13 protein-coding genes are annotated in these 20,370 nt (G+C 73.2%); 3 read left to right on the plus strand and 10 right to left on the minus strand.

The window, feature by feature from the left end; translation table 11 throughout:
• Positions 1-8: 8 nt before the first annotated feature.
• The 5 genes from ffh to AB0K17_RS19200 all read right to left on the minus strand — a co-directional run bounded on the left by ffh (position 9) and on the right by AB0K17_RS19200 (position 8,105).
• Positions 9-1,559 carry a signal recognition particle protein gene (ffh, locus tag AB0K17_RS19180; RefSeq protein ID WP_365983621.1) on the minus strand — a complete coding sequence of 517 codons (1,551 nt, stop codon included), beginning with the start codon at positions 1,557-1,559 and terminating at the stop codon, positions 9-11.
• A 34-nt stretch (positions 1,560-1,593) separates the two neighbouring features.
• Positions 1,594-4,062: a [protein-PII] uridylyltransferase gene (locus tag AB0K17_RS19185; protein WP_365983622.1), complete on the minus strand. Its 2,469-nt coding sequence runs from the start codon at positions 4,060-4,062 to the stop codon at positions 1,594-1,596.
• A gap of 648 nt (positions 4,063-4,710) precedes the next feature.
• A complete protein-coding gene (locus AB0K17_RS19190; protein ID WP_344435916.1) occupies positions 4,711-5,049 on the minus strand; it encodes a P-II family nitrogen regulator in 339 nt (112 codons plus the stop codon).
• Positions 5,046-6,326 carry an ammonium transporter gene (locus AB0K17_RS19195; RefSeq protein WP_365983623.1) on the minus strand — a complete coding sequence of 427 codons (1,281 nt, stop codon included), beginning with the start codon at positions 6,324-6,326 and terminating at the stop codon, positions 5,046-5,048. Before AB0K17_RS19195 ends, AB0K17_RS19190 begins: the two co-directional genes overlap by 4 nt.
• A 285-nt stretch (positions 6,327-6,611) precedes the next feature.
• Complete coding sequence (locus tag AB0K17_RS19200; protein WP_365983624.1) at positions 6,612-8,105, minus strand: hypothetical protein; 1,494 nt, start codon at positions 8,103-8,105, stop codon at positions 6,612-6,614.
• 437 nt (positions 8,106-8,542) lie between these two features.
• On the opposite strand from AB0K17_RS19200, the gene AB0K17_RS19205 reads away from it, so the two are divergent.
• Complete coding sequence (locus tag AB0K17_RS19205) at positions 8,543-9,217, plus strand: bifunctional DNA primase/polymerase (RefSeq protein ID WP_365969153.1); 675 nt, start codon at positions 8,543-8,545, stop codon at positions 9,215-9,217.
• Between the two features lie 64 nt (positions 9,218-9,281).
• Here AB0K17_RS19205 and ftsY read toward each other — a convergent pair whose 3' ends face one another.
• On the minus strand, positions 9,282-10,520 hold the full coding sequence (gene ftsY, locus AB0K17_RS19210; protein ID WP_365983625.1) for a signal recognition particle-docking protein FtsY: 1,239 nt from the start codon (positions 10,518-10,520) through the stop codon (positions 9,282-9,284).
• Between the two features lie 211 nt (positions 10,521-10,731).
• Between ftsY and AB0K17_RS19215 the strand changes: the two genes are divergently transcribed.
• Complete coding sequence (locus tag AB0K17_RS19215; protein ID WP_365983629.1) at positions 10,732-12,225, plus strand: cytosine permease; 1,494 nt, start codon at positions 10,732-10,734, stop codon at positions 12,223-12,225.
• Positions 12,226-12,736: 511 nt separating this feature from the next.
• On the opposite strand, the gene AB0K17_RS19220 is transcribed toward AB0K17_RS19215, so the two are convergent.
• From AB0K17_RS19220 to AB0K17_RS19235, 4 genes are all read right to left on the minus strand, one after another.
• Positions 12,737-14,155: a sugar porter family MFS transporter gene (locus AB0K17_RS19220; protein ID WP_365969151.1), complete on the minus strand. Its 1,419-nt coding sequence runs from the start codon at positions 14,153-14,155 to the stop codon at positions 12,737-12,739.
• A gap of 191 nt (positions 14,156-14,346) precedes the next feature.
• Positions 14,347-17,916 carry a chromosome segregation protein SMC gene (gene smc, locus AB0K17_RS19225; RefSeq protein ID WP_365983626.1) on the minus strand — a complete coding sequence of 1,190 codons (3,570 nt, stop codon included), beginning with the start codon at positions 17,914-17,916 and terminating at the stop codon, positions 14,347-14,349.
• Positions 17,917-18,206: 290 nt separating this feature from the next.
• The gene (locus AB0K17_RS19230) at positions 18,207-18,413 is read right to left on the minus strand and encodes a hypothetical protein (RefSeq protein ID WP_344435907.1); all 207 of its coding nucleotides are present in this window, start codon (positions 18,411-18,413) and stop codon (positions 18,207-18,209) included.
• A 405-nt stretch (positions 18,414-18,818) separates the two neighbouring features.
• The gene (locus AB0K17_RS19235; RefSeq protein ID WP_365969149.1) at positions 18,819-19,100 is read right to left on the minus strand and encodes an acylphosphatase; all 282 of its coding nucleotides are present in this window, start codon (positions 19,098-19,100) and stop codon (positions 18,819-18,821) included.
• 130 nt (positions 19,101-19,230) lie between these two features.
• Here AB0K17_RS19235 and AB0K17_RS19240 point away from each other — a divergent pair, with 130 nt between their 5' ends.
• Complete coding sequence (locus tag AB0K17_RS19240) at positions 19,231-20,310, plus strand: CAP domain-containing protein (protein WP_365983627.1); 1,080 nt, start codon at positions 19,231-19,233, stop codon at positions 20,308-20,310.
• Positions 20,311-20,370 lie beyond the last annotated feature (60 nt).

The raw sequence follows: 20,370 nt of genomic DNA on the forward strand, positions 1-20,370 counted from the left end.
TCGGCCGCTCAGCCCATGAACTTCTTGAATTCGTCGGGCAGTTCGAAGCTCTGACCGTCCTGGCCGGACGGCAGCCCCAGCGGGTTGCCGGCCTGCGCCTGCTCACGACGGGCGGCGGCCGCCTCGGCGTCGGCCTTGCGCTTCATCGGGTTGCCCGACTGCCGCTTGCCCTTGCCCTGCTTGATCTGCTTCTTCTTGCGCGCCCCGGCGCCCGCGCCGGGCATACCCGGCAGCCCCGGCATACCGGGCATGCCGCCCTGGGCCATGCGGGACATCATCTTGCGGGCCTCGAAGAAGCGCTCGACCAGGTTCTTCACGGTGCTGACGTCCACGCCCGAACCCTTGGCGATACGGGCCCGGCGGGAGCCGTTGATGATCGTCGGGTCCTGGCGCTCGGCCGGGGTCATCGACTTGATGATCGCCGCGGTGCGGTCGACCTCGCGCTCGTCGAGGTTGTTGATCTGGTCCTTGAACTGGCCCATGCCCGGCAGCATGCCCAGCAGCTTGGAGATGGAGCCCATCTTGCGGACCTGCTCCATCTGGGCCAGGAAGTCGTCGAGCGTGAACTCCTTGGGGCCCTTCGCCAGCTTGGCCGCCATCTTCTCGGCCTCGGCCTGGCTGAAGGTCTGCTCGGCCTTCTCGATCAGGCTGAGCATGTCGCCCATGCCGAGGATGCGGGACGCCATGCGGTCCGGGTGGAACGCGTCGAAGTCGTCCAGCTTCTCGCCGTTGGAGGCGAACATGATCTGCTTGCCGGTCACGTGCGCGACCGACAGCGCGGCACCGCCGCGGGCGTCGCCGTCGAGCTTGGAGAGCACCACGCCGTCGAAGCCGACGCCGTCGCGGAAGGCCTCGGCGGTGTTGACCGCGTCCTGACCGACCATGGCGTCGACGACGAAGAGGATCTCCTGCGGCTGCACGGCGTCACGGATGTCCGCGGCCTGCTGCATCATCTCGGCGTCGATACCGAGACGGCCGGCGGTGTCGACGATGACGACGTCGTGCTGCTTGGTGCGCGCGTAGTCGATCGAGTCCTTGGCCACCTGCACCGGGTCGCCCACACCGTTGCCCGGCTGCGGCGCGTACACGCCGACGCCGGCGCGCTCGGCGACCACCGCGAGCTGGTTGACGGCGTTCGGACGCTGCAGGTCGCAGGCGACCAGCAGGGGCGCATGCCCCTGGGCCTTGAGCCAGCGGCCGAGCTTTCCGGCGAGCGTCGTCTTACCGGCACCCTGCAGACCCGCGAGCATGATCACGGTCGGGGGCTGCTTGGCGAAGCGCAGGCGGCGGGTCTCGCCACCGAGGATGCCGATGAGCTCCTCGTTGACGATCTTGATCACCATCTGCGCGGGATTCAGCGCCTGCGAGACCTCCGCGCCCAGGGCGCGGGTCTTGACCTGCTTGATGAAGGCCCGGACTACCGGGAGCGCCACGTCCGCCTCAAGGAGGGCGATGCGGATCTCGCGCGCGGTGGCGTCGATGTCCGCCTCGGTCAGGCGGCCTTTGCCCCGCAGATTCTTGAAGGTCGCTGCAAGGCGATCGGAGAGGGTGTCGAACACGGCGCTCGTGGGTCCTCATGGTCAGGGGGCAGGGTCAATCGCCCTCAAGAGTATCCGGCCCGGCCACCCCCGGGCCCTGCGCGGTCGACAATCCCTCTCCCAGGGCCCGCGTCACCGCTCCCGCGAGCCGCGCCGCATCGCGCTCCGACAGCGGCTCGCCGTGCGCACCGGTCACGTAGAACGCATCCACCACACTCGCCCCCAGCGTGCTCACGTGCGCGCTGCGCACCCATACGCCCTGCGCCTCCAGGGCACGCCCCAGGCGGTGCAGCAGGCCCGGGGCGTCCTGGGCGCGCACCTCCAGGACCGTGGCGTCGCGCGATGCGCCCTCGCGCGCCACCACGACGTGCGGTGGCGCGTGCACGGGCCTGCGGCGCCGGGCGTACGCCGCCTCGCGCTCCGCCAGGCGCGCGGCGATGTCCAGCGAGCCGTCCAGGGCGCGTACGAGGTCGTTGCGCAGGCGGCCCGCCTCCGGCAGGGAGCCGTACTCGGCGGCCACGCGCCAGCGCAGCAGCAGGACACCGGGGTCCACCGCGCGCAGCTCCGCCGAGCGCACGGTCAGTCGGTGCAGGGCCAGCACGCCCGCCGCGGCCGGCAGGACGCCCGGCTGGTCGGGGACGGCCATGGACAGCTCGACCCCGACCGGCTCCTCCCCCGCCTCCGTGGCCTGCCCCGCCCCGGCCCGCAGGGCGACGACGGGAGCGCCGGTACGGGCCGCCTCGTCGGCCTGCCCGCGCTGCTCGGCGGTGGGCTCGGCGCGGTCCCGGCCGGCCGGCAGGGGCCGGCCCTCCAGGGCGGCGGCCGCGCGCCGCACGAGGTCGGCGACCAGAGAGGCGCGCCACGAGCTCCAGGCGGCGGGGCCGGTCGCCAGGGCGTCGGCCTCGGTGAGGGCGTGCAGCAGCTCCAGCGTGTCGGCGCTGCCGACGGCCTCGACGACCGTACGGACGGTGGCGGGGTCGTCGAGGTCGCGCCGGGTCGCGGTGTCGGCCAGCAGCAGGTGGTGCCGGACGAGGGCGGCGACGACGGCCGCGTCCGCGCTGCCCAGGCCGATGCGCAGGGCCACGTCGTGCGCCAGGGCCGCGCCGGTCTCGCTGTGGTCGCCGGGGCGGCCCTTGCCGACGTCGTGCAGGAGTGCGGCGATCAGCAGCAGGTCGGGGCGGTGGACGCGGCGGGTCAGGGCAGCTGCCTGCACGGCGGTTTCCACCAGGTGGCGGTCGACGGTGAAGCGGTGGATCGGGTTGCGCTGCGGCCTGCTGCGCACGTGCTCCCACTCCGGCAGCAGCCGGGCGACCAGGCCCTCGGCTTCCAGGGCCTCCCAGACGGCCACCGTGGGCTCGCCGGCGCCCAGCAGGGCCACGAGCCGGTCGCGGGCCTCGGCGGGCCAGGGCACCGGCAACGGGCCGGCGGCGGCCAGCCGGCGCACCGTGTGCCGGGACAGCGGCAGACCCGCCTGCGCGGCGGCCGCGGCGGCGCGCAGCGGCAGCAGGGGGTCGTGCTCGGGACGGGCGGTACGGGCGAGGACGGCCTCGCCGTCCTGCTCGACCACGCCCTCGGCGAGCGGAACGCGCTCGGGCTCGACGAAGCCGCCCCGCCCGCCCCGGCCGCCCAGGATCCGGCGCAGCCGGGGCCGGCCGGAACGGGCGCGCAGCACGCGGCCGACCTCGCGCCAGGTGACGTCCGCGGCGTACGAGACGGTGCGGGCGGCCTCGTACACCTGGCGCAGCAGGGCGTCGGCGTCGGACAGGCCGCGGGCGGTGGCGACCTGGTCCTGTTCCTGCAGGGCGAGGCGGTCGCTGGCACGGCCGGTGGTCAGGTGGAGCGCGTCGCGGGTGTCGAGCAGGAGCATGCGGGCGGCCTCCAGCCCGTCGCGCGGGGCGTCCGCGAGCCAGGAGGCGGCGACGGCACGCAGGGCGGTGGCGTCGCGCAGGCCGCCGCGGGACTCCTTGAGATCGGGTTCGAGCAGGAAGCGCAGTTCGCCGTGGCGGCGGGCGCGCTCCTCGCACATCTCGCGCAGCTCCGGCAGGCGGTGCGGGGCCTGGGCACGCCAGTCCTCGTACGCGGCGGCGCGCACCCCGGCCGTCAGCTCCGGGTCGCCGGCGATGTGACGGGCGTCGAGCAGTCCGAGGTGCACCTTGAGGTCACCGGCGGCGGCCTTGCGGGCCTCGGCGGGGGTGCGGACGGAGTGGTCGAGACTGAGCCCGAGGTCCCACACGGGGTACCAGAGGCGGTCGGCCACGGCCGCGACGGCGGGATGGCCCGCGGTGCCGTCGTGGAGCAGCAGCAGGTCGAGGTCGCTGCGCGGCGAGAGCTCACCGCGCCCGTACCCGCCGACGGCGACGAGCGCGACGCCGCCGGCGGACTTGCCCAGCAGTCCGCCGAGCCATTGATCGGTGATGCGCGCAAGCCGCGCACGCAGCGCCGCACCGGTGTGCGGCGCGTCGCTGAGCAGCCGCAACCGAGCGGCGGCATACCCGCCGCCGGCGGGTGACGGTTTCCGGGTCACGGTGCTTTCCCCTGTGCTGATTGCGGTGAGCGGCCGCCGACCGACGACCGCGTTGCGGGTCCCCCGCGCGGCGCGGGTTCCCGTGCGATGCCGGGCCCGGGGCCGGACTCCGGGCCGCCCCGCAAGCACCCGCTCCGCCAACGGCCGGGCAGCGGGGCGCCCCGCGCCCGGACCGAGCCCCGGCCGCCGGGCCGGCAGGCCCGGCGAGGCCGGTGGCGGGCCGAGGCCTGCACCCGGTCCGAGGCCCGGCCGCGCCCTGGGCCACCTCCGGCGAGCGCGGGTGGCGAGCGCCAAACGAGGACCAGGGCCCGCGCCTCCGGGAAGGGCCGCAGGCCGGCGGCCGGGGGCGGGCCAACGCGAGGCCCGGGACCGCAGGCCCGGCGAGCCTCCGGGGGCGAGCCGGGACGAAGCTCCGGGACCTGCCCCGGACCCCCGGGCCCCGGCAAGCGCCACGCGGCGAGCCGGACGACCGGGCCCGGGCCAGAGCCCGGGAACCGGCCCCCTGCGGACGGCACCACCCCGGCCGTCGGCCGGGTGGCGCGCCGACCTGCGCTGCGGGGCCGGGGCCCGGTGGGCTCCCGGCGCGGGCCGTCGGGCAACGGGTGCCGGGGCGCCCCGCGCCGCGGCGTTGCCGCCCCCGACCGGAGGTCACAGCGCGTCGGGGCCGTGTTCGCCCGTGCGGACGCGGACGGTGGTCTCGACGGGGACCGTCCAGACCTTGCCGTCGCCGATCTTGCCGGTGCGGGCGCTCTTGACGATGACGTCCACGATGTCGTCGGCGTCGGCGTCCTCGGCGAGGACCTCTATGCGGATCTTGGGGACGAGGTCGATGGTGTACTCCGCGCCGCGGTAGACCTCGGTGTGGCCGTGCTGGCGGCCGTAGCCCTTGGATTCGGTGACGGTCAGGCCGTGCACGCCGAAGGCGCGCAGGGCGTCCTTGACCGCCTCGAAGCGGTGGGGCTTGACGATGGCGGTGATGAGCTTCATGCGTCCACTTTCCTGTCGCTGTTCTCGTGGGCGCCCTGGGGTGCGGGAGCGGGGGTGCGGGAGGCCGGGGCGCCGCCCACCGCGCTGAAGTCGTAGGCGGTCTCGGCGTGGAACGCCTGGTCGATGCCGCCGACCTCGTCCTCCTCGCTCGCCCGGAAGCCGACGAGCCGGTCGACGAGTTTGGCGAGCAGCCAGGAGACGGTGAAGGAGTAGGCCATGACGGAGAAGGCGCCGAGGGCCTGGCGGCCGAGCTGGGTGAGGCCGCCGACGCCGTCGACGGCCAGGAGGCCGACGAGGAGGGTGCCGATGACGCCGCCGACGAGGTGGACGCCGACCACGTCGAGGGAGTCGTCGTAGCCGAGGCGGAACTTCCAGCTGACCGCCCAGGAGCACACGGCTCCGGCGACGACGCCGATGAGCAGGGCGCCGAAGGCGTTGACCGCCGCGCCGGAGGGGGTGATGGCGACGAGTCCGGCGACGGCGCCGGAGGCGGCGCCGAGGGTGGTGAAGGCGCCGTGCCGGATGCGTTCGTAGGCGAGCCAGCCGAGCATGGCGGCGCCGGTGGCGACCTGGGTGTTCATGGCCATGTTGGCGGCGGTGCCGTTGGCGGCGAGGGCCGAGCCGGCGTTGAAGCCGAACCAGCCGAACCACAGCAGTCCCGCGCCGAGCATCACCAGCGGCAGGCTGTGGGGGCGCATGGGGTCCTTCTTGAAGCCGATGCGCTTGCCGACGACGAGGACGGCGGCCAGTGCGCCGACGCCGGCGTTGATGTGGACGGCCGTGCCACCGGCGAAGTCGATGACCTTGAGTTTGAACAGCCAGCCGTCGGACTGCCAGACCCAGTGGGCGACGGGGAAGTAGACGATGCTGACCCACAGGGTGATGAACAGCGACCAGGCGCTGAACTTCACCCGGTCGGCGAGGGCGCCGCTCATGAGGGCGGGGGTGATGACGGCGAACATCAGCTGGAAGAGGGCGAAGGCGAGGACGGGGATGCCTTCCTTGCCGCCGGTGAGGGTGTCCGGGTGGATGCCCTGGAAGCCGGCGTGGCCGAGGTCGCCCAGCAGACCGGCGCCGGTGTCGTCGCCGAAGGCGAGCGAGTAGCCGAAAAGCACCCACAGGACGGTGACGATGCCGAGCGAGATGAAGGACATCATCAGCATGTTGAGTGCGCTCTTGACCCGCACCATGCCGCCGTAGAAGAAGGCCAGGGCGGGTGTCATCAGCATCACGAGTGCCGCACTGATCAGTACGAACGCGGTGTCTGCGCCATTCAACGTCGTGGTCTCCTCACGGCCGCGGCCCGTGCCCCCGAGCGGGCCGGTGGTCCCGGTGGGGCGTGTGGCCCCGAGGCTGTCGCAGCGGGGTTTCGGTCAGTGCCGTGAGGTGTTTCACGCCGGTTGCGATGACCGGGCACGTGTTACGGCGGGGTGAACGTGGCGCGGTCTGCGGGCGGGCGGCCGGGCGCGGCGGCCGTCCGCTGTCGACCTGGCGTGGGGGAGCCGAGTCGGGTGTACGGGGAGGGCCGCCGCGGCCGGGTACGGGGTGCCGGGAGGGCGCCTTCAGCCCGCCTGGGTGGCGGGCTCGGCGGACTCCGGCAGGTGGGTGGCGAGCTGTTCGCCGAGCTCGCGCACGGCGGCGAGGTCGCCGAAGTCGCGCACGGCGCTGTCGACGGTCTTGCGCAGCCGGTTGTTGACCCGCTCGGAGCGGACCTGCCGGGCGATGCGCAGCGCCTTGACGACGGGCTCGCCGATGGCCTCCGGTTCGCGCTGCATCAGGTGCACGGTGGCCATGCCGACGAGGTTGAGCGCATACGACCGCTGGTGGACGCCGTCCTGGGAGAACAGCTCGACGGCGCGCTCCATCTTGGGCCGGGCCAGCTGTGCGTAGGTGGGGCTGCGCCCGGCGACGTAGGCGAGGTCGCGGTAGGAGTGGGCGTTCTCGGCGTTGAGCTCGGCCTCGGAGAAGAAGTGGATCCAGCCGGGGTCGTCGTCGCCGGGGGAGATGTCGGCGAAGCAGTCCTCGGCCATGTTCACGGCGCGCTTGACCTTGGCGGGCTGGCCCATGTTGGCGTACGCCCGGGCCTCCATGGCGTACAGCATGGCCTGCGTACGGGGGGTGGCGCTCTCGCGGGAGCCGTACTGGCCGAGGTGGATGAGCTCCAGGGCGTCGTCCGCCCGGCCGAGGTGGATCATCTGCCGGCTCATGTTGGAGAGGATGTACGACCCGAGGGGGCGGTTGCCGGCTTCCTTGGCGGCGTGGAGGGCGAGCACGAAGTACTTCTGGGCGGTGGGGTGCAGCCCGACGTCGTAGCTCATCCAGCCGGCGAGCTCGGCCAGCTCGGCGGCGACCTGGAACAGGCGCCGGGTGGTGTCCTGCGGCTGCGGTTCCTGCAGGAGGTCGGTGACCTCGTGGAGCTGGCCCACCACGGCCTTGCGGCGCAGGCCGCCGCCGCACTGGGCGTCCCACTGCCGGAACATCACGGTGGTGGACTCCAGCAGCTCCAGCTCGGGCTCGGAGAGGCGGGAGCGGCGGGGGCGGTCGCGCTCGGTGCGCTCGGTGGGCCGGCCGCCGGTGGGGCCGGGCACCAGCCAGCGCTGCATGGGCTCGATCAGGGCGGGGCCGGCGGACAGGGCGAGGGAGGTGCCGAGGAAGCCGCGGCGGGCGAGCATCAGGTCGCTGCGGGAGAACTCGCTGAGCAGCTCGACGGTCTGGGGGGCGGCCCAGGGCAGGTCGATGCCGGAGACGGAGGGGGACTGGTGGGCGGTGCGCAGCCCGATGTCCTCGACGTTGACGACGCAGCCGAAGCGCTCGGAGAAGAGCTCGGAGAGGATCTTGGGGATGGGCTCGCGGGGCTGCTCGCCGTCGAGCCAGCGCCGCACCCGGGAGGTGTCGGTGCTGACGTGGTGGGCGCCGAGCTGCTTGGCCCTGCGGTTGACCTGGCGGGCGAGCTCGCCCTTGGACCAGCCGCTGCGCAGGAACCAGGAGTTGAGCTGATCGTTGGGGCGCTTCTCCGGCTTCTCGGCCCCGCCGGTACCGCTGACATTGCCGCCCACGGGAACGCCCCCATCCGAAACTCTGCGTCTACGTGCGTCTACGCATCCTGTGTCCACACGGACCGGTGGTCACACGTGCGTTCACACGTCTGCGTGCGAACCGCCTCCAGCTTGCCGCCCGTTGCGGCCGCCCGTCCGGCAGGATTCGGGTACCGAAAGTAATCCTACGATCACCGCTCGGGCGAGTGGGGTCCAGGAAACGCCACCATTCGCCACCCCAAGGAATGAACTCCTTCCTCACCCATCGCGATTGACTTGACAGGGAACGGCCGAAGGAAACCCAGGGGAGGGTGAATCGATGCGCGCCACCGCGCGCACTGCCGGGCGCACCACCCATCGCACACCGTCACGCCCCCTCCGGGCGGGCATCGGCGACCGTGCGTGTCCGAGACACTCCGACACGTAACCATCGGCGAACACGACCCGTTGGAGGGGGCATGGGCTTCACAATCGGCGGCATCCGGGACCTGCGCTCGAGCTCTCGGCGCCGAGGCCGCGCGTCCGAGTACGTGACGACGGTCGCGGAGTACACCGGCCTGTGGGGCTGGGACGTGGTCCCCGGCGCCCGGGCCTCGCGCGGCGGCGGCCCGGCCTGCTCGTGCGGAGCCGCCGACTGCCCCTCCCCCGGCGCCCACCCGCTGTCGTTCGCCCCGCCGGTGCCCGCGGGCGCCACCCTCGACGAGGCCGCCGCCGCATGGGCCGAGGTGCCGGGGGCGGCCGTGCTGCTGCCGGTGGGCCGGTCCTTCGACGTGCTGGAGGTCTCCGAGGCGGCCGGGCGGCACGCCCTGGCGCGGCTGGAGCGCATGGGGGTGCCGCTGGGCCCGGTGGCGCTGACCCCGCACGGGCGGGCGCTGTTCTTCGTCGCCCCGGGGGCCGCCGCGGAGCTCCCGCAGCTGCTGTACCGGATGGGCTGGGACGACGCCCGGCTGGACCTCAAGGGGCTGGGCCGCGGCGACCACATCACGGCGCCGCCGTCGGACTTCGCCGGGCTCGGGCCCGTGCGCTGGCTGCTGCCGCCCGCCCTGGACACGGCCGGCCGGCCGCCGGAGGCGCGGCTGCTGCTGGGCACGCTGGCGTACGTGTGCCACCGCTCGGGCGGCGCGGGCAGCTGAAAGGGGTGTCCTCGCGGCAGCGGTGCTGCGACGAGGACACCCCTTTCTCGCGGGTGTGCGGGCCCTACCCCAGCAGGGCGTCCACGAACGCCTCCGGCTCGAACGGCGCGAGGTCGTCCGCGCCCTCGCCCAGGCCGACGAGCTTGACCGGCACGCCCAGCTCGCGCTGGACGGAGACGATGATGCCGCCCTTGGCGGTGCCGTCGAGCTTGGTGAGCACGATGCCGGTGATGTTCACGACCTCGGCGAAGACGCGGGCCTGGGTCAGGCCGTTCTGACCGGTCGTGGCGTCGAGGACGAGCAGGATCTCGTCGACCGAGCCGTGCTTCTCCACGACGCGCTTGACCTTGCCGAGCTCGTCCATGAGGCCGGTCTTGGTGTGCAGGCGGCCGGCGGTGTCGATCAGCACGACGTCCGCGCCCTCGGCGATGCCCTCCTTGACCGCGTCGAAGGCGATCGACGCCGGGTCGCCGCCCTCGGGGCCGCGCACCGTGCGGGCGCCCACCCGCTCGCCCCAGGTCTGCAGCTGGTCGGCGGCGGCGGCACGGAAGGTGTCGGCCGCGCCCAGGACGACGGACTTGCCGTCGGCGACGAGCACCCGGGCGAGCTTGCCGGTGGTGGTGGTCTTGCCGGTGCCGTTGACGCCGACGACCATGACGACGCCGGGCTTCTCCTCGCCGTTCACGGCCACGCCCGGCTCGGTGTGGACGCTGCGGTCGGCCTCGGTGCCGATGAGGGCGAGCAGCTCCTCGCGCAGCAGGTTGCGCAGCTCCTCGGGCGTACGGGTGCCGAGCACGCGCACGCGCTCGCGCAGGCGCTCGACGAGCTCCTGGGTGGGGGCGACGCCGACGTCGGCGGTCAGCAGGGTGTCCTCGATCTCCTCCCAGGTGTCCTCGTCGAGGTGCTCGCGGGAGAGCAGGGTCAGCAGACCCTTGCCCAGGGAGTTCTGGGAGCGGGAGAGCCGGGCGCGCAGGCGCACCAGGCGGCCGGCGGTGGGCTCGGGGACCTCGATCTCCGGCTCGACCGGGGCCTCGGGGAGGGCGGGCTCCACGACGGGGGCCTCGGGCTCCGGCGTCTTTGCCGGGGGCAGTTCCACTTCCTCGACCGTGCGGCGGGGTGCCGCGGTCGGGGTCTCGGCCTCCTCGCCGATGTGCGGCTCGGCGGGCGGCGCGGTGACGGACGGGGTCGGGGTGCTCGGCGGAGCGGGCGGCAGCTGCTTCTTCTTGCGGCTGCTGACCACGAGCCCGCTGATCGCGCCGAGCGCGACCACAGCGATGACGACAGCAAGGATGACGATTTCCATAACGGACCCAGTATCGGACACCACGGGGATCGGGCACTGCGACGCAAGGTTGTTGTGGTTTTCCACAAGGACGAATGGCCCTAACCGGCCAAAGTTAGATCAAAGTACGATGGCGTGGGCTTGCGCAACGCGCGTAGAGTCCCGACCGTCCCTTTCTGCCCAGGCCCCGCCCTGGTTCACCCCGCACGGAGCCCCCCACATGGCCCCCACCATGGACAACGCTGCCGAAGGCGCCAACGTGTCCAGCCCCGACGGCGCCGCAGGCGCCATCGAGACCCGCGGCATCGAGCCCGTACCCGACCACGAACGGCACGGCCGGGTCCGGGAGCTCTTCCCGACCTGGGTCGCCGCCAACATCAGCGTGCTGCTGCTCACCATGGGCGCCGCGCTGGTGGTCTTCAACAAGCTGAACTTCTGGCAGGTCCTCGTCGTGGCCGCGTGCGCCGCGCTGGTGTCCTTCGGCCTGGTCGGCGTGCTGTCGGTGTCCGGCAAGTGGGGCGGCGCCCCCGGCGCGATGCTCTCCCGTGCCACGTTCGGCGTGCGGGGCAACCTCTTCCCCGGCGCGATCCTGTGGGTCGCCCGCTTCGGCTGGGAGACGATCAACGCGGTCACCGGCGCGTACGCGGTGCTGACCGTCCTCGACCTGGTCCTCGGCGTCAAGAGCAACACCGTGCTCATCGTCGTGACGCTCTTCGCCTTCGTCGCCTGCACCTTCCTGGTCAGCGGCATGGGCCGCAAGGCGCTCAACGTCTGCAACACCTGGTCGACGTACCTCTTCGGCATCTTCAGCGTCCTGGTGCTCGGCTACCTGATCGTCAACATCAAGTGGGACGAGGTCTTCTCCCGGCCCGCCGGCACCACCGCGATGGTGATCGCCGGTATCGGCACCATCGCCGCCGGCGGCATCAGCTGGGTGCCCACCGGACCGGACTTCGCCCGCTACCTGCCGCACGCCGCCTCCGGCAAGAAGATCGTCGGTGCCACCGTCTCCGGCGCCGGCATCGTCATGGTGCCGATGGTGCTCATGGGTGCCGTGATGGCCGTGGCGACGCCCAAGCTCGCCGACGCACCGGACCCGGTCTCCTTCCTCGGCGACATCCTGCCGACCTGGCTGGCCGTGCCCTACCTGATCACCGCCATCGTCGGCATGCTCCTGATCAACAGCCTGTCGATGTACTCGGCCGGCTTCACCGCCCAGACCATGGGCGTCAAGCTGCCGCGCGCCATGGCCGTCAGCATCAACGCCTTCATCTCCCTCGCGGGCGGCCTCCTGCTGATGCTGGTCGCCAAGAGCTTCCTCAGCTCCTTCATCACCTTCCTCATCCTGCTGGCCGTCTCCTTCTCCGCCTGGATCGGCGTCTACGCCGTCGACATGGCCCGCCGCCGGTCCCGCGCCGTGCGCTACGACGCCGAAGCGCTGATGGACACCGGCCGCACGAGCCGCTACTGGTACGTCGGCGGCTTCTGCTGGCAGGCCATGACCGCCTGGGGCGTCGCCCTCCTCGCCGGCCTCGCCTTCACGGACTGCGCCTGGTTCAGCGGCCCGCTGTCGTCGACGTTCGTCGGCAAGTACGGCCTGGGCTGGGCGGCGACGATTCTCATCTCGGCCGCGGTGATGGCCGCGCTGCCGATGCCGCGCGAGAACGCGGCGGCGGCCGTGAAGGACGCCGAGGCGACGGAGCCGGAGAAGGTGCCGGCGGCCTGAGGCCGCCCCCTCCCCCGCTCACGAAGGGCCCCTCCGGGGGCCCTTTCGCGTACCCGGGCCCTGCGGGCGGCCGGTTCCCCGACCCCGGCCTCCGATCCGGGACATGCCCGGTGACATGCGGCGCCCCGTACGGGCGCGGGGAACTGCGCGATCGACCACGGACGGCCCACAGCCGAAGCACAGCCCGGAGGCCCGGGCGAAGCACGGCACCCCCTCCCCCCGCTCACGACGGGCACCCGAGGGGCCGCGCCCCGACCGGGCATGCCCGGGGGACATGCGGCGCCCCGTCAGGGGCGCGGGGAACTGCGCGACCGGCCACGGACGGCCCGCAGCCGAGGTGCGGCCCAGGGGCCCGGGCGGAGCACGGCACCCATCTGCGGGCGCGTCGTGGTTTGTCACGCAGTTCCCCGCGCCCCTGATGGGGGGCGCCCCGCAAGAAGGGCGCAAACGGCGGCTGCCCCCGGCTCGTACGAGCCGGGGGCAGCCACGGGGAGAGGGGCGGCGGGGGGGGTTAGCCCATCTCCTCCAACGCCTTGCCCTTGGTCTCCTTCACGAACTTCGTCACGAAGGGAATGGAGAGCACGGCGAAGACCGCGTAGATCACGTACGCCCCGGACAGGTTCCAGTCCGCCAGGCTCGGGAAGCTGGCCGTGATGGCCCAGTTGGCGACCCACTGCGCGGAGGCGGCGACGCCCAGCGCCGCGGCGCGGATGCGGTTGGGGAACATCTCGCCCAGGAAGACCCAGACCACGACGCCCCAGGAGAGCGCGAAGAACAGGACGAAGGCGTGGGCCGCGATCAGGGCGACGGTGCCCTGCGTGGTGGGCAGGGTGCCCTCGGCCGACTTGGAGGCGAAGGCCCAGGCCTCGAGGGCGAGGGAGAGGGCCATGCCGACGGAGCCGACGAGGGCGAGCGGCTTGCGGCCGATGCGGTCGACGAGGACCATCGCGATCACGGTGCCGACGATGTTGATGATCGACGTGGTGAAGCTGTAGAAGAACGAGCTCTCGGGGTTGACGCCGACCGACTGCCACAGCGTGGAGGAGTAGTAGAAGGCGACGTTGATGCCGACGAACTGCTGGAAGACGGAGAGGCCGATGCCGATCCAGACGATCGGGAGCAGGCCGCCCTTGCCGCCGACGAGGTCCTTGAACGTGGACTTCTGCTCGCTCTTCATCGCGTGCTCGATCTCGGCGACGCGCTTGTCGAGGTCGATGGCGGAGCCCTCGACCTCGGCCAGGACCTGCTTGGCCTTGTCGATCTTGTTGACGGAGATCAGGAAGCGGGGCGACTCGGGGATGGCGAGGGAGAGCAGGCCGTACAGGACGGCGGGGACGACCATGACGCCGAGCATGACCTGCCAGGCCTCGATGCCCATGATCTTGCCGCGCTGCTCGCCGTGGGCGAGGTTCAGCAGGCCCCAGTTCACGAGCTGGGAGACGGCGATGCCGACGACGATGGCGGCCTGCTGGAAGGCGCCGAGGCGGCCGCGGTAGGCCGGCGGGGAGACCTCGGCGATGTAGGCCGGGCCGATGACCGAGGCCATGCCGATGGCGATGCCGCCGAGGACGCGCCAGAAGGCCAGGTCGTACAGGGAGAACGGCAGGGCCGAGCCGATCGCGCTGATGGTGAAGAGGACCGAGGAGATCTGCATCGTGCGGATGCGGCCGATGCGGTCGGCGAGGCGGCCCGCGGTGGCGGCGCCGACGGCGCAGCCGATCAGCGCGATGGCGATGACCTGGGCGAGGGCGGCGGAGCCGATGTCGTACTTCGCACGGATGCCCTCGACCGCACCGTTGATGACGGAGCTGTCGTAGCCGAAGAGGAAGCCACCCATGGCCGCGGCCGCGGTGATGAAGATGACGTGGCCGAGGTGGTCCGGAGCGGCCTTGCGGCCCTCGGACCCCTGCGCCGTCGCAGTGCTGGTCAAGGTTTTCTCCTGGAACCCGGCGACACTGCCGGGGTGGGGGGCGCCTTGGTGGGACCCAACGATCAACCACGTGAAGGCGTGAGCAACGCGGCAAACCTTATGCCTTCAATTTTTTAAGTCAATAGGGTGTGAGGAAGAAATCAGATCACCGTTTGCCCCTTGTTATCTTCAAGAGTTGAAGTGATCTTGAGTCAGCGCAGTCGCTGGCTGACGACCTTCGACACACCGTCGCCCTGCATGGACACTCCGTACAGGGCGTCCGCCACCTCCATCGTGCGCTTCTGGTGCGTGATCACGATGAGCTGCGAGCTCTCCTGGAGCTCCTTCATGATCCGGATCAGCCGCTGGAGATTGGTGTCGTCCAGGGCCGCCTCCACCTCGTCCATCACGTAGAAGGGGCTCGGGCGGGCCTTGAAGATGGCGACGAGGAGCGCCACCGCCGTCAGCGAGCGCTCGCCGCCGGAGAGCAGGGACAGCCGCTTGACCTTCTTGCCCGGCGGGCGGGCCTCGACGTCCACGCCGGTGGCCAGCATGTCGTCGGGGTCGGTCAGCACCAGCCGGCCCTCGCCGCCGGGGAAGAGCCGGGAGAAGACGCCCTCGAACTCGCGGGCCGTGTCGTGGTACGCCGCCGTGAAGACCTCCTCCACCCGCTTGTCGACATCCTTGACCACCTGCAGCAGGTCCGCCCGGGTCTTCTTGAGGTCGTCGAGCTGCTCGGAGAGGAACTGGTGCCGCTCCTCCAGCGCCGCGAACTCCTCCAGCGCCAGCGGGTTGACCTTGCCCAGCTGCTGGTAGGCGCGCTCGGCCGCCTTCAGACGCTTCTCCTGGGCAGCGCGGTCGTAGGGAACGGGCCGGTTGCGGGGGTGCTCGGGGTCCTCGGGCAGCACCTCGCCCTCGGCCGGGGGCGAGGGCGGTACGGGCTGGTCGGGGCCGTACTCGGCGATCAGCACGGCGGGTTCGACACCCAGTTCCTCCAGGGCCCGGCCCTCCAGCTGCTCGATGCGCAGCCGCTTCTCCGCCCCCAGCACCTCGCCGCGGTGCACGGAGTCGGTGAGCTTGTCGAGCTCGGCCTTCAGGTCGCGGGCGGCGCCCCGGCCGGCGACGAGCTCCTCCTCCCGGGCCGCCTTGGCGGCCTCGGCGGCGCGCCGCTCCTCGTCGGCGCGCACGAGGGAGACCTCGACGTGCGCCAGCAGCTGCCGGGCGCCGGCCGCGACGGCGGCGGCCACCTCGGCCTCGTGGCGCAGCCGGGCGCGCCGGCGTTCGGCGCGGGTCCTGGCCTCGCGTTCGGCGGCGGCCGCGCGGTCGAGGGAGTCGGCCCGGCCGGCGAGGGCCTTGACGCGTTCCTCGTGCGTACGGACCTGCAGGCGGGCCTCCATCTCGGTCTGGCGCGCGTTGGCGCCGTCGGCGGCAAGGCGGTCGCGGACGGAGGTGTCGGGCTCGTCGGTGCCGTCGGCGGCGGCGAGGTCCTCGGCCGCGGCGAGGCGGGCGGCCAGTTCCTCGGCCTCCTCGGTGGCGCGGGTGAGGGCCTCGCGGGCGCGTTCGGCCGCGGCGGCCGCGCGTTCGGCCTCGCCTGCGGCGGCGCGGGCCTGGCCGGCGAGCCGGCCGAGCACCTGCGCGCCCTGCGAGCGTTCCCGCTCGGCGGCGCTGCGGCGGGCGGCGAGCTCCTCGACGAGCGCGGCGGCGGTGCGGCGGCGCTCGCCGGCGGCGTCGCGCTCGGCGCGCAGGGCGGCGCAGCGCTCGCCCAGGCGGGTGAGGGAGGCGGCGGCCTCGTCGACGGCGGCCTGGGTCTCCAGCAGGCTGGGCGCGCCGCCGGAGCCGCCCTGGGCGTAGTGGGCGCCGAGCAGGTCGCCCTCGGCGGTGACGGCGGTCAGGTGCGGCCGGGAGTGCACGAGGGCCTCGGCGTCCTCGAGGGTGTCGACGACCACGATGTCGCGCAGCAGCCGGTGCACGGCGGGCAGCAGGGTCTCGGGCCCGCGCACGAGGCGCGCGGCGTACAGCGGCCCCGTGGCGTCCGGCCCGCCGGGCAGGGACGTTTCCTCCGGGGCCCCGGCGAGGAGGAGGGTGGCCCGGCCGGCGTCCTCCTTCTTCAGCACGCGCAGGGCCTCGGCCGCCGCGGCGGGGCCGGTGACCGCGACGGCGTCGGCGGCCGCGCCGAGGGCGGTGGCGACGGGCAGTTCGTGGCCGGGGGCGACGCTCAGCAGTTCGGCGGCCGGGCCCAGCACGCCGGTCAATCGTTCCTTCGCGCTCAGCAGGGCGCCGGTGCCGTCCTTGCGGCGCAGGCCGAGGGCGAGGGCGTCGTGGCGGGCGGCGAGGGCGGCGCGGTCGCGTTCGGCCTCGGTGACGGCCTCGCGGGCGGCGTCGAGGTCGGCGTCGGCCGCGGCGAGGGCGGCCCGGGCCTGTTCGTGGACGGCGGCGAGTTCGGCGTCCTCGGCGTCGGTGCCGCCGGCCTCGGCGAGGTGGCGCTCGTACTCCTCCTGGGCGGCCGCGGCGCGCTCGGCCGCCTCCTCGCGGGCCTGTTCCAGCCGGCCGATCTCGGCCTCGGCGGAGGCGGCGCGGCCACGGGCGGCGGTGACCCGGCCGTGCAGGCGGGCGAGCTGTTCGCGGCGGTCCGCGACGGCGCGGGCGGCGTCGCGCAGCCGGCGTTCCTCCTCGGCGAGGCGGCGTTCGAGCTCGGCGCGGTGCGCGGAGGTGTCCTCCAGGGCGCGGCCGGCCGCCTCCAGGGCGGCTTCGAGCTCGGCCTCCTGTTCGCGGATGCGGGCGGCCTCGCGTTCGAGGTCCTCGGGGTCGCGGCCGCGCCGGTCCTCGGCGGGGGCGGAGGTGGCGCTGGTGACGCGGGCCTCGGCGAGGCTGACGGTGCCGCGTACGCGTTCGGCGAGGCGGGAGAGCTCGTACCAGGTCTGCTGGGCCCGGGCCAGGCGCGGGGCGAGGGCGCGGACCTGCTCCTCCAGGGCGGCCTCGCGCTGGGCGGCGGCGCGCAGCTCGGCCTCGGCGGCCTCCTTGCGGGCCTTGAGGGCGGCCTCGTCGGCGATCTCGGAGCGCAGCGCCTCGCGCAGGGCGACGAGGTCGTCGGCGAGCAGGCGCAGCCGGGCGTCGCGCAGGTCGGCCTGGATGACGGCGGCGCGGCGGGCGACGGCGGCCTGCCGGCCGAGCGGCTTGAGCTGGCGGCGCAGTTCGTCGGTGAGGTCCTGCACGCGGGCGAGGTTGGCCTTCATCGCCTCCAGCTTGCGCAGCGCCTTCTCCTTGCGCTTGCGGTGCTTGAGGACGCCGGCGGCCTCCTCGATGAAGGCGCGGCGGCCCTGGGGGTCGGCGTGCAGGACGGAGTCGAGCTGGCCCTGGCCGACGATGACGTGCATCTCGCGGCCGATGCCGGAGTCGGAGAGCAGTTCCTGGATGTCCAGCAGGCGGCAGGTGTCGCCGTTGATCTGGTACTCGCTGCCGCCGTTGCGGAACATGATCCGCGTGATGGTGACCTCGGCGTACTCGATGGGCAGGGCGCCGTCGGAGTTGTCGATGGTCAAGGAGACCTCGGCGCGGCCGAGCGGAGGACGGCCGGTGGTCCCGGCGAAGATGACGTCCTCCATCTTGCCGCCGCGCAGCGACTTGGCCCCCTGCTCGCCCATGACCCAGGACAGGGCGTCGACCACGTTGGACTTGCCCGAACCGTTCGGACCCACCACACAGGTGATGCCGGGTTCGAAGCGCAGGGTCGTGGCGGAGGCGAAGGATTTGAACCCGCGCAGGGTCAGGCTCTTGAGGTGCACGCGGGAGGACTCTACCGGCCGGCCGCCCCGCGCCCGGGCGCTGCCGCTGTGTCGCTCGTTGTTCGCACGGGTTTCACCCTGCGAGGGGCAGGGCACATGAAGGGCACGTCGTGCGTGAGGCGGCGATCGGGGGCGCGACCGACACGACGCGACCGACACGGCCCTCAGGGGCGGACCGAGGGGGGAGCCGGCGGGGGGATACGACGAAGGGACGCCGAAGCGTCCCTTGCAGCTGCGACTCCTGGCGGCTGATGGTGCAGCCCGACCGGGCCCCCGGGGCAGGGCACGGATCAGGCGAGCGCAGGCTCCGCCTTGGATACGTCGATGGTGTCGAGCAGCGAGTCACCGCGGTGAGCGGCGGCAGCCAGCGCGTCGTTCTCGGCCTGCATCCGGATGAGCTCGGATTCGAGGTCCTGGACACGCTGCTGGAGCCGTCGCATCTCGGAGAGGACTCGGGGGTCGGAGCCGCCGACGTAACCGAGAAGCGCCTTTGCCATGATGGATGGTCCTCCACACTGAGTGACCGACCGAAGCGGTGTGGGTCGTGAGGGATTCGCACCCGCGGTGTCTGCCATCGCTACTACGGTCTTCCAATGCCAAACAGCTAAGGTGCGCGGGGCTTCCAGAGTCTCACCAAATGGTTTGACGGTCAACACGATCACACGCTGTATCCGCAGGCGTCCCGGGGGTGCGCGCGAGTAATCGGCGCCGCATTCCGCACCCGGGGCCCTCGGGGCCGCTTGGAGATCATCCGTTGACAGGCAGCCTTGCATGCTGCGGCCCGCTTGGCAACCATCAGGCGATTTCCGTCCCTCACATATGCCGTTGGCATATGTGAGGGACTCCCACCCGCCGTCTTTCCGGCGGAAACCCGGCCAATATCCGATTTCCCGGCCGTACGGTCAGCGGATCTCGAAGCCGTCGTAACCCCCCTTGGGGGCGTCCCAGATCTCGGTGACGCCGTCGACGCGCCCGGGCGTGTCGCCGTCCCGCAGCCAGTCGAGCAATTGTTCGCAGGCCCCGCGGGGACCCTCGGCCACGACCTGCACCCGGCCGTCGGACAGGTTGGAGGCAAACCCGATCAGATCACCGATCCGCAATGCGTTGGCCCGAGTGAACCAACGAAAGCCAACTCCCTGCACATGGCCGCGCACCCACGCTGTCAGACGGACATTCTCGTTCATGCCTGCACGTTAACCGGGCAATTACATAAGCAGCACTTCGACCCCGCACCCCGTGCCGTACAGTCGCGGCCGAATAAGGCTCCCCCGTACGAGTGACCACTTCGACACCGACACGTGAGGAAGACTGCGGATGGGTCGCCATCGACGCTCCGAGGACCCCGCCGAGGCGGTCACCCAGCCCCTCCCCGTCGTACGCCCAGGGGGTGGTGGCGGCGGGCGGCACCGCAGCCCGCACCGGGGCGGGCGGAAGAAGACGCCGCACTCACAGGCATTGGCCGCGGCCGCCGCGAAGGGCGGCAAGGGGGCCCCGGGCCGGCGCGCGGGGCTGCTCGGCGCCTCGGCCGCGGTGGCCATGGGCGCCGTGGCCATGGTCTCCGGCCTGCTGCCGGGCGGAGTCTTCCCCGCCGGTGACGGACAGCCGCCGGGGACGGGCGCCGGCGGGCAGGTGCGTGCCGACGGCCCGCCCGAGGCGACCGTGCCCGTCGCCCCTGCGGCCCCTGCGCCCGGCGCGGGCGCCCGGCCTCAGCGGCCGGCCGACCGGCCGGCGGGCGACCGCGAGGAGCCGGTGGCGCCGGACGGGGGAATGCAGCAGGTGGGCTTCCACGAGCCGGCCCGGACCCTGCCGGGGCGGGACACCGGCCCACGCCACGCCGCCGCTCCGGCGTCCTCCCCGTACGCCGCACCCACCGGGCATCAGGCCGGCGTGCCGCACCCGGCCGCACCGGCGCACGGACGGCACGGACAGCACGCGCCGCACGCCCAGCACTCCCCCGCCCCGGACGAGGACGACGAGGACGCGCAGCCGCTGCGCGCCGCGGCACTGGCCGACCCGCACGCGGCCGCCGCCCACCTGGTGGTGTCGCTGGTCAACGCCGAGCGCGCCCGGGCCGGCTGCCGTCCCTTGCGGGCCGACGTGCGGCTGAACCGGCTGGCGCAGTCCTTCAGCGACGACATGGAACGCCGGAGCTTCTTCGACCACACCGACCCCGACGGCCGGACCCCCTGGGACCGGGCGGCCCGGCGCGGCATCAAGAACCTCGGCGGGGAGAACATCGCCCGCGGCCACCCGGACCCCCACACCGTGATGGAAGCCTGGATGCGCAGCAGCGGACACCGCGCCAACATCCTCAACTGCGACTACCGCAGCATCGGCGTGGGCATCCGCCACGGCGGCAACGGCCCCTACTGGACCCAGGACTTCGGCTACTGACACCGGCCCCGGGGGCCCCCGGGGGCCCCGGTGCCCCGGGCCCCCCCCCCGCCCGCCGCG

The organism is Streptomyces sp. NPDC049585 (assembly GCF_040675615.1).
GTDB lineage: Bacteria > Actinomycetota > Actinomycetes > Streptomycetales > Streptomycetaceae > Streptomyces > Streptomyces luteosporeus.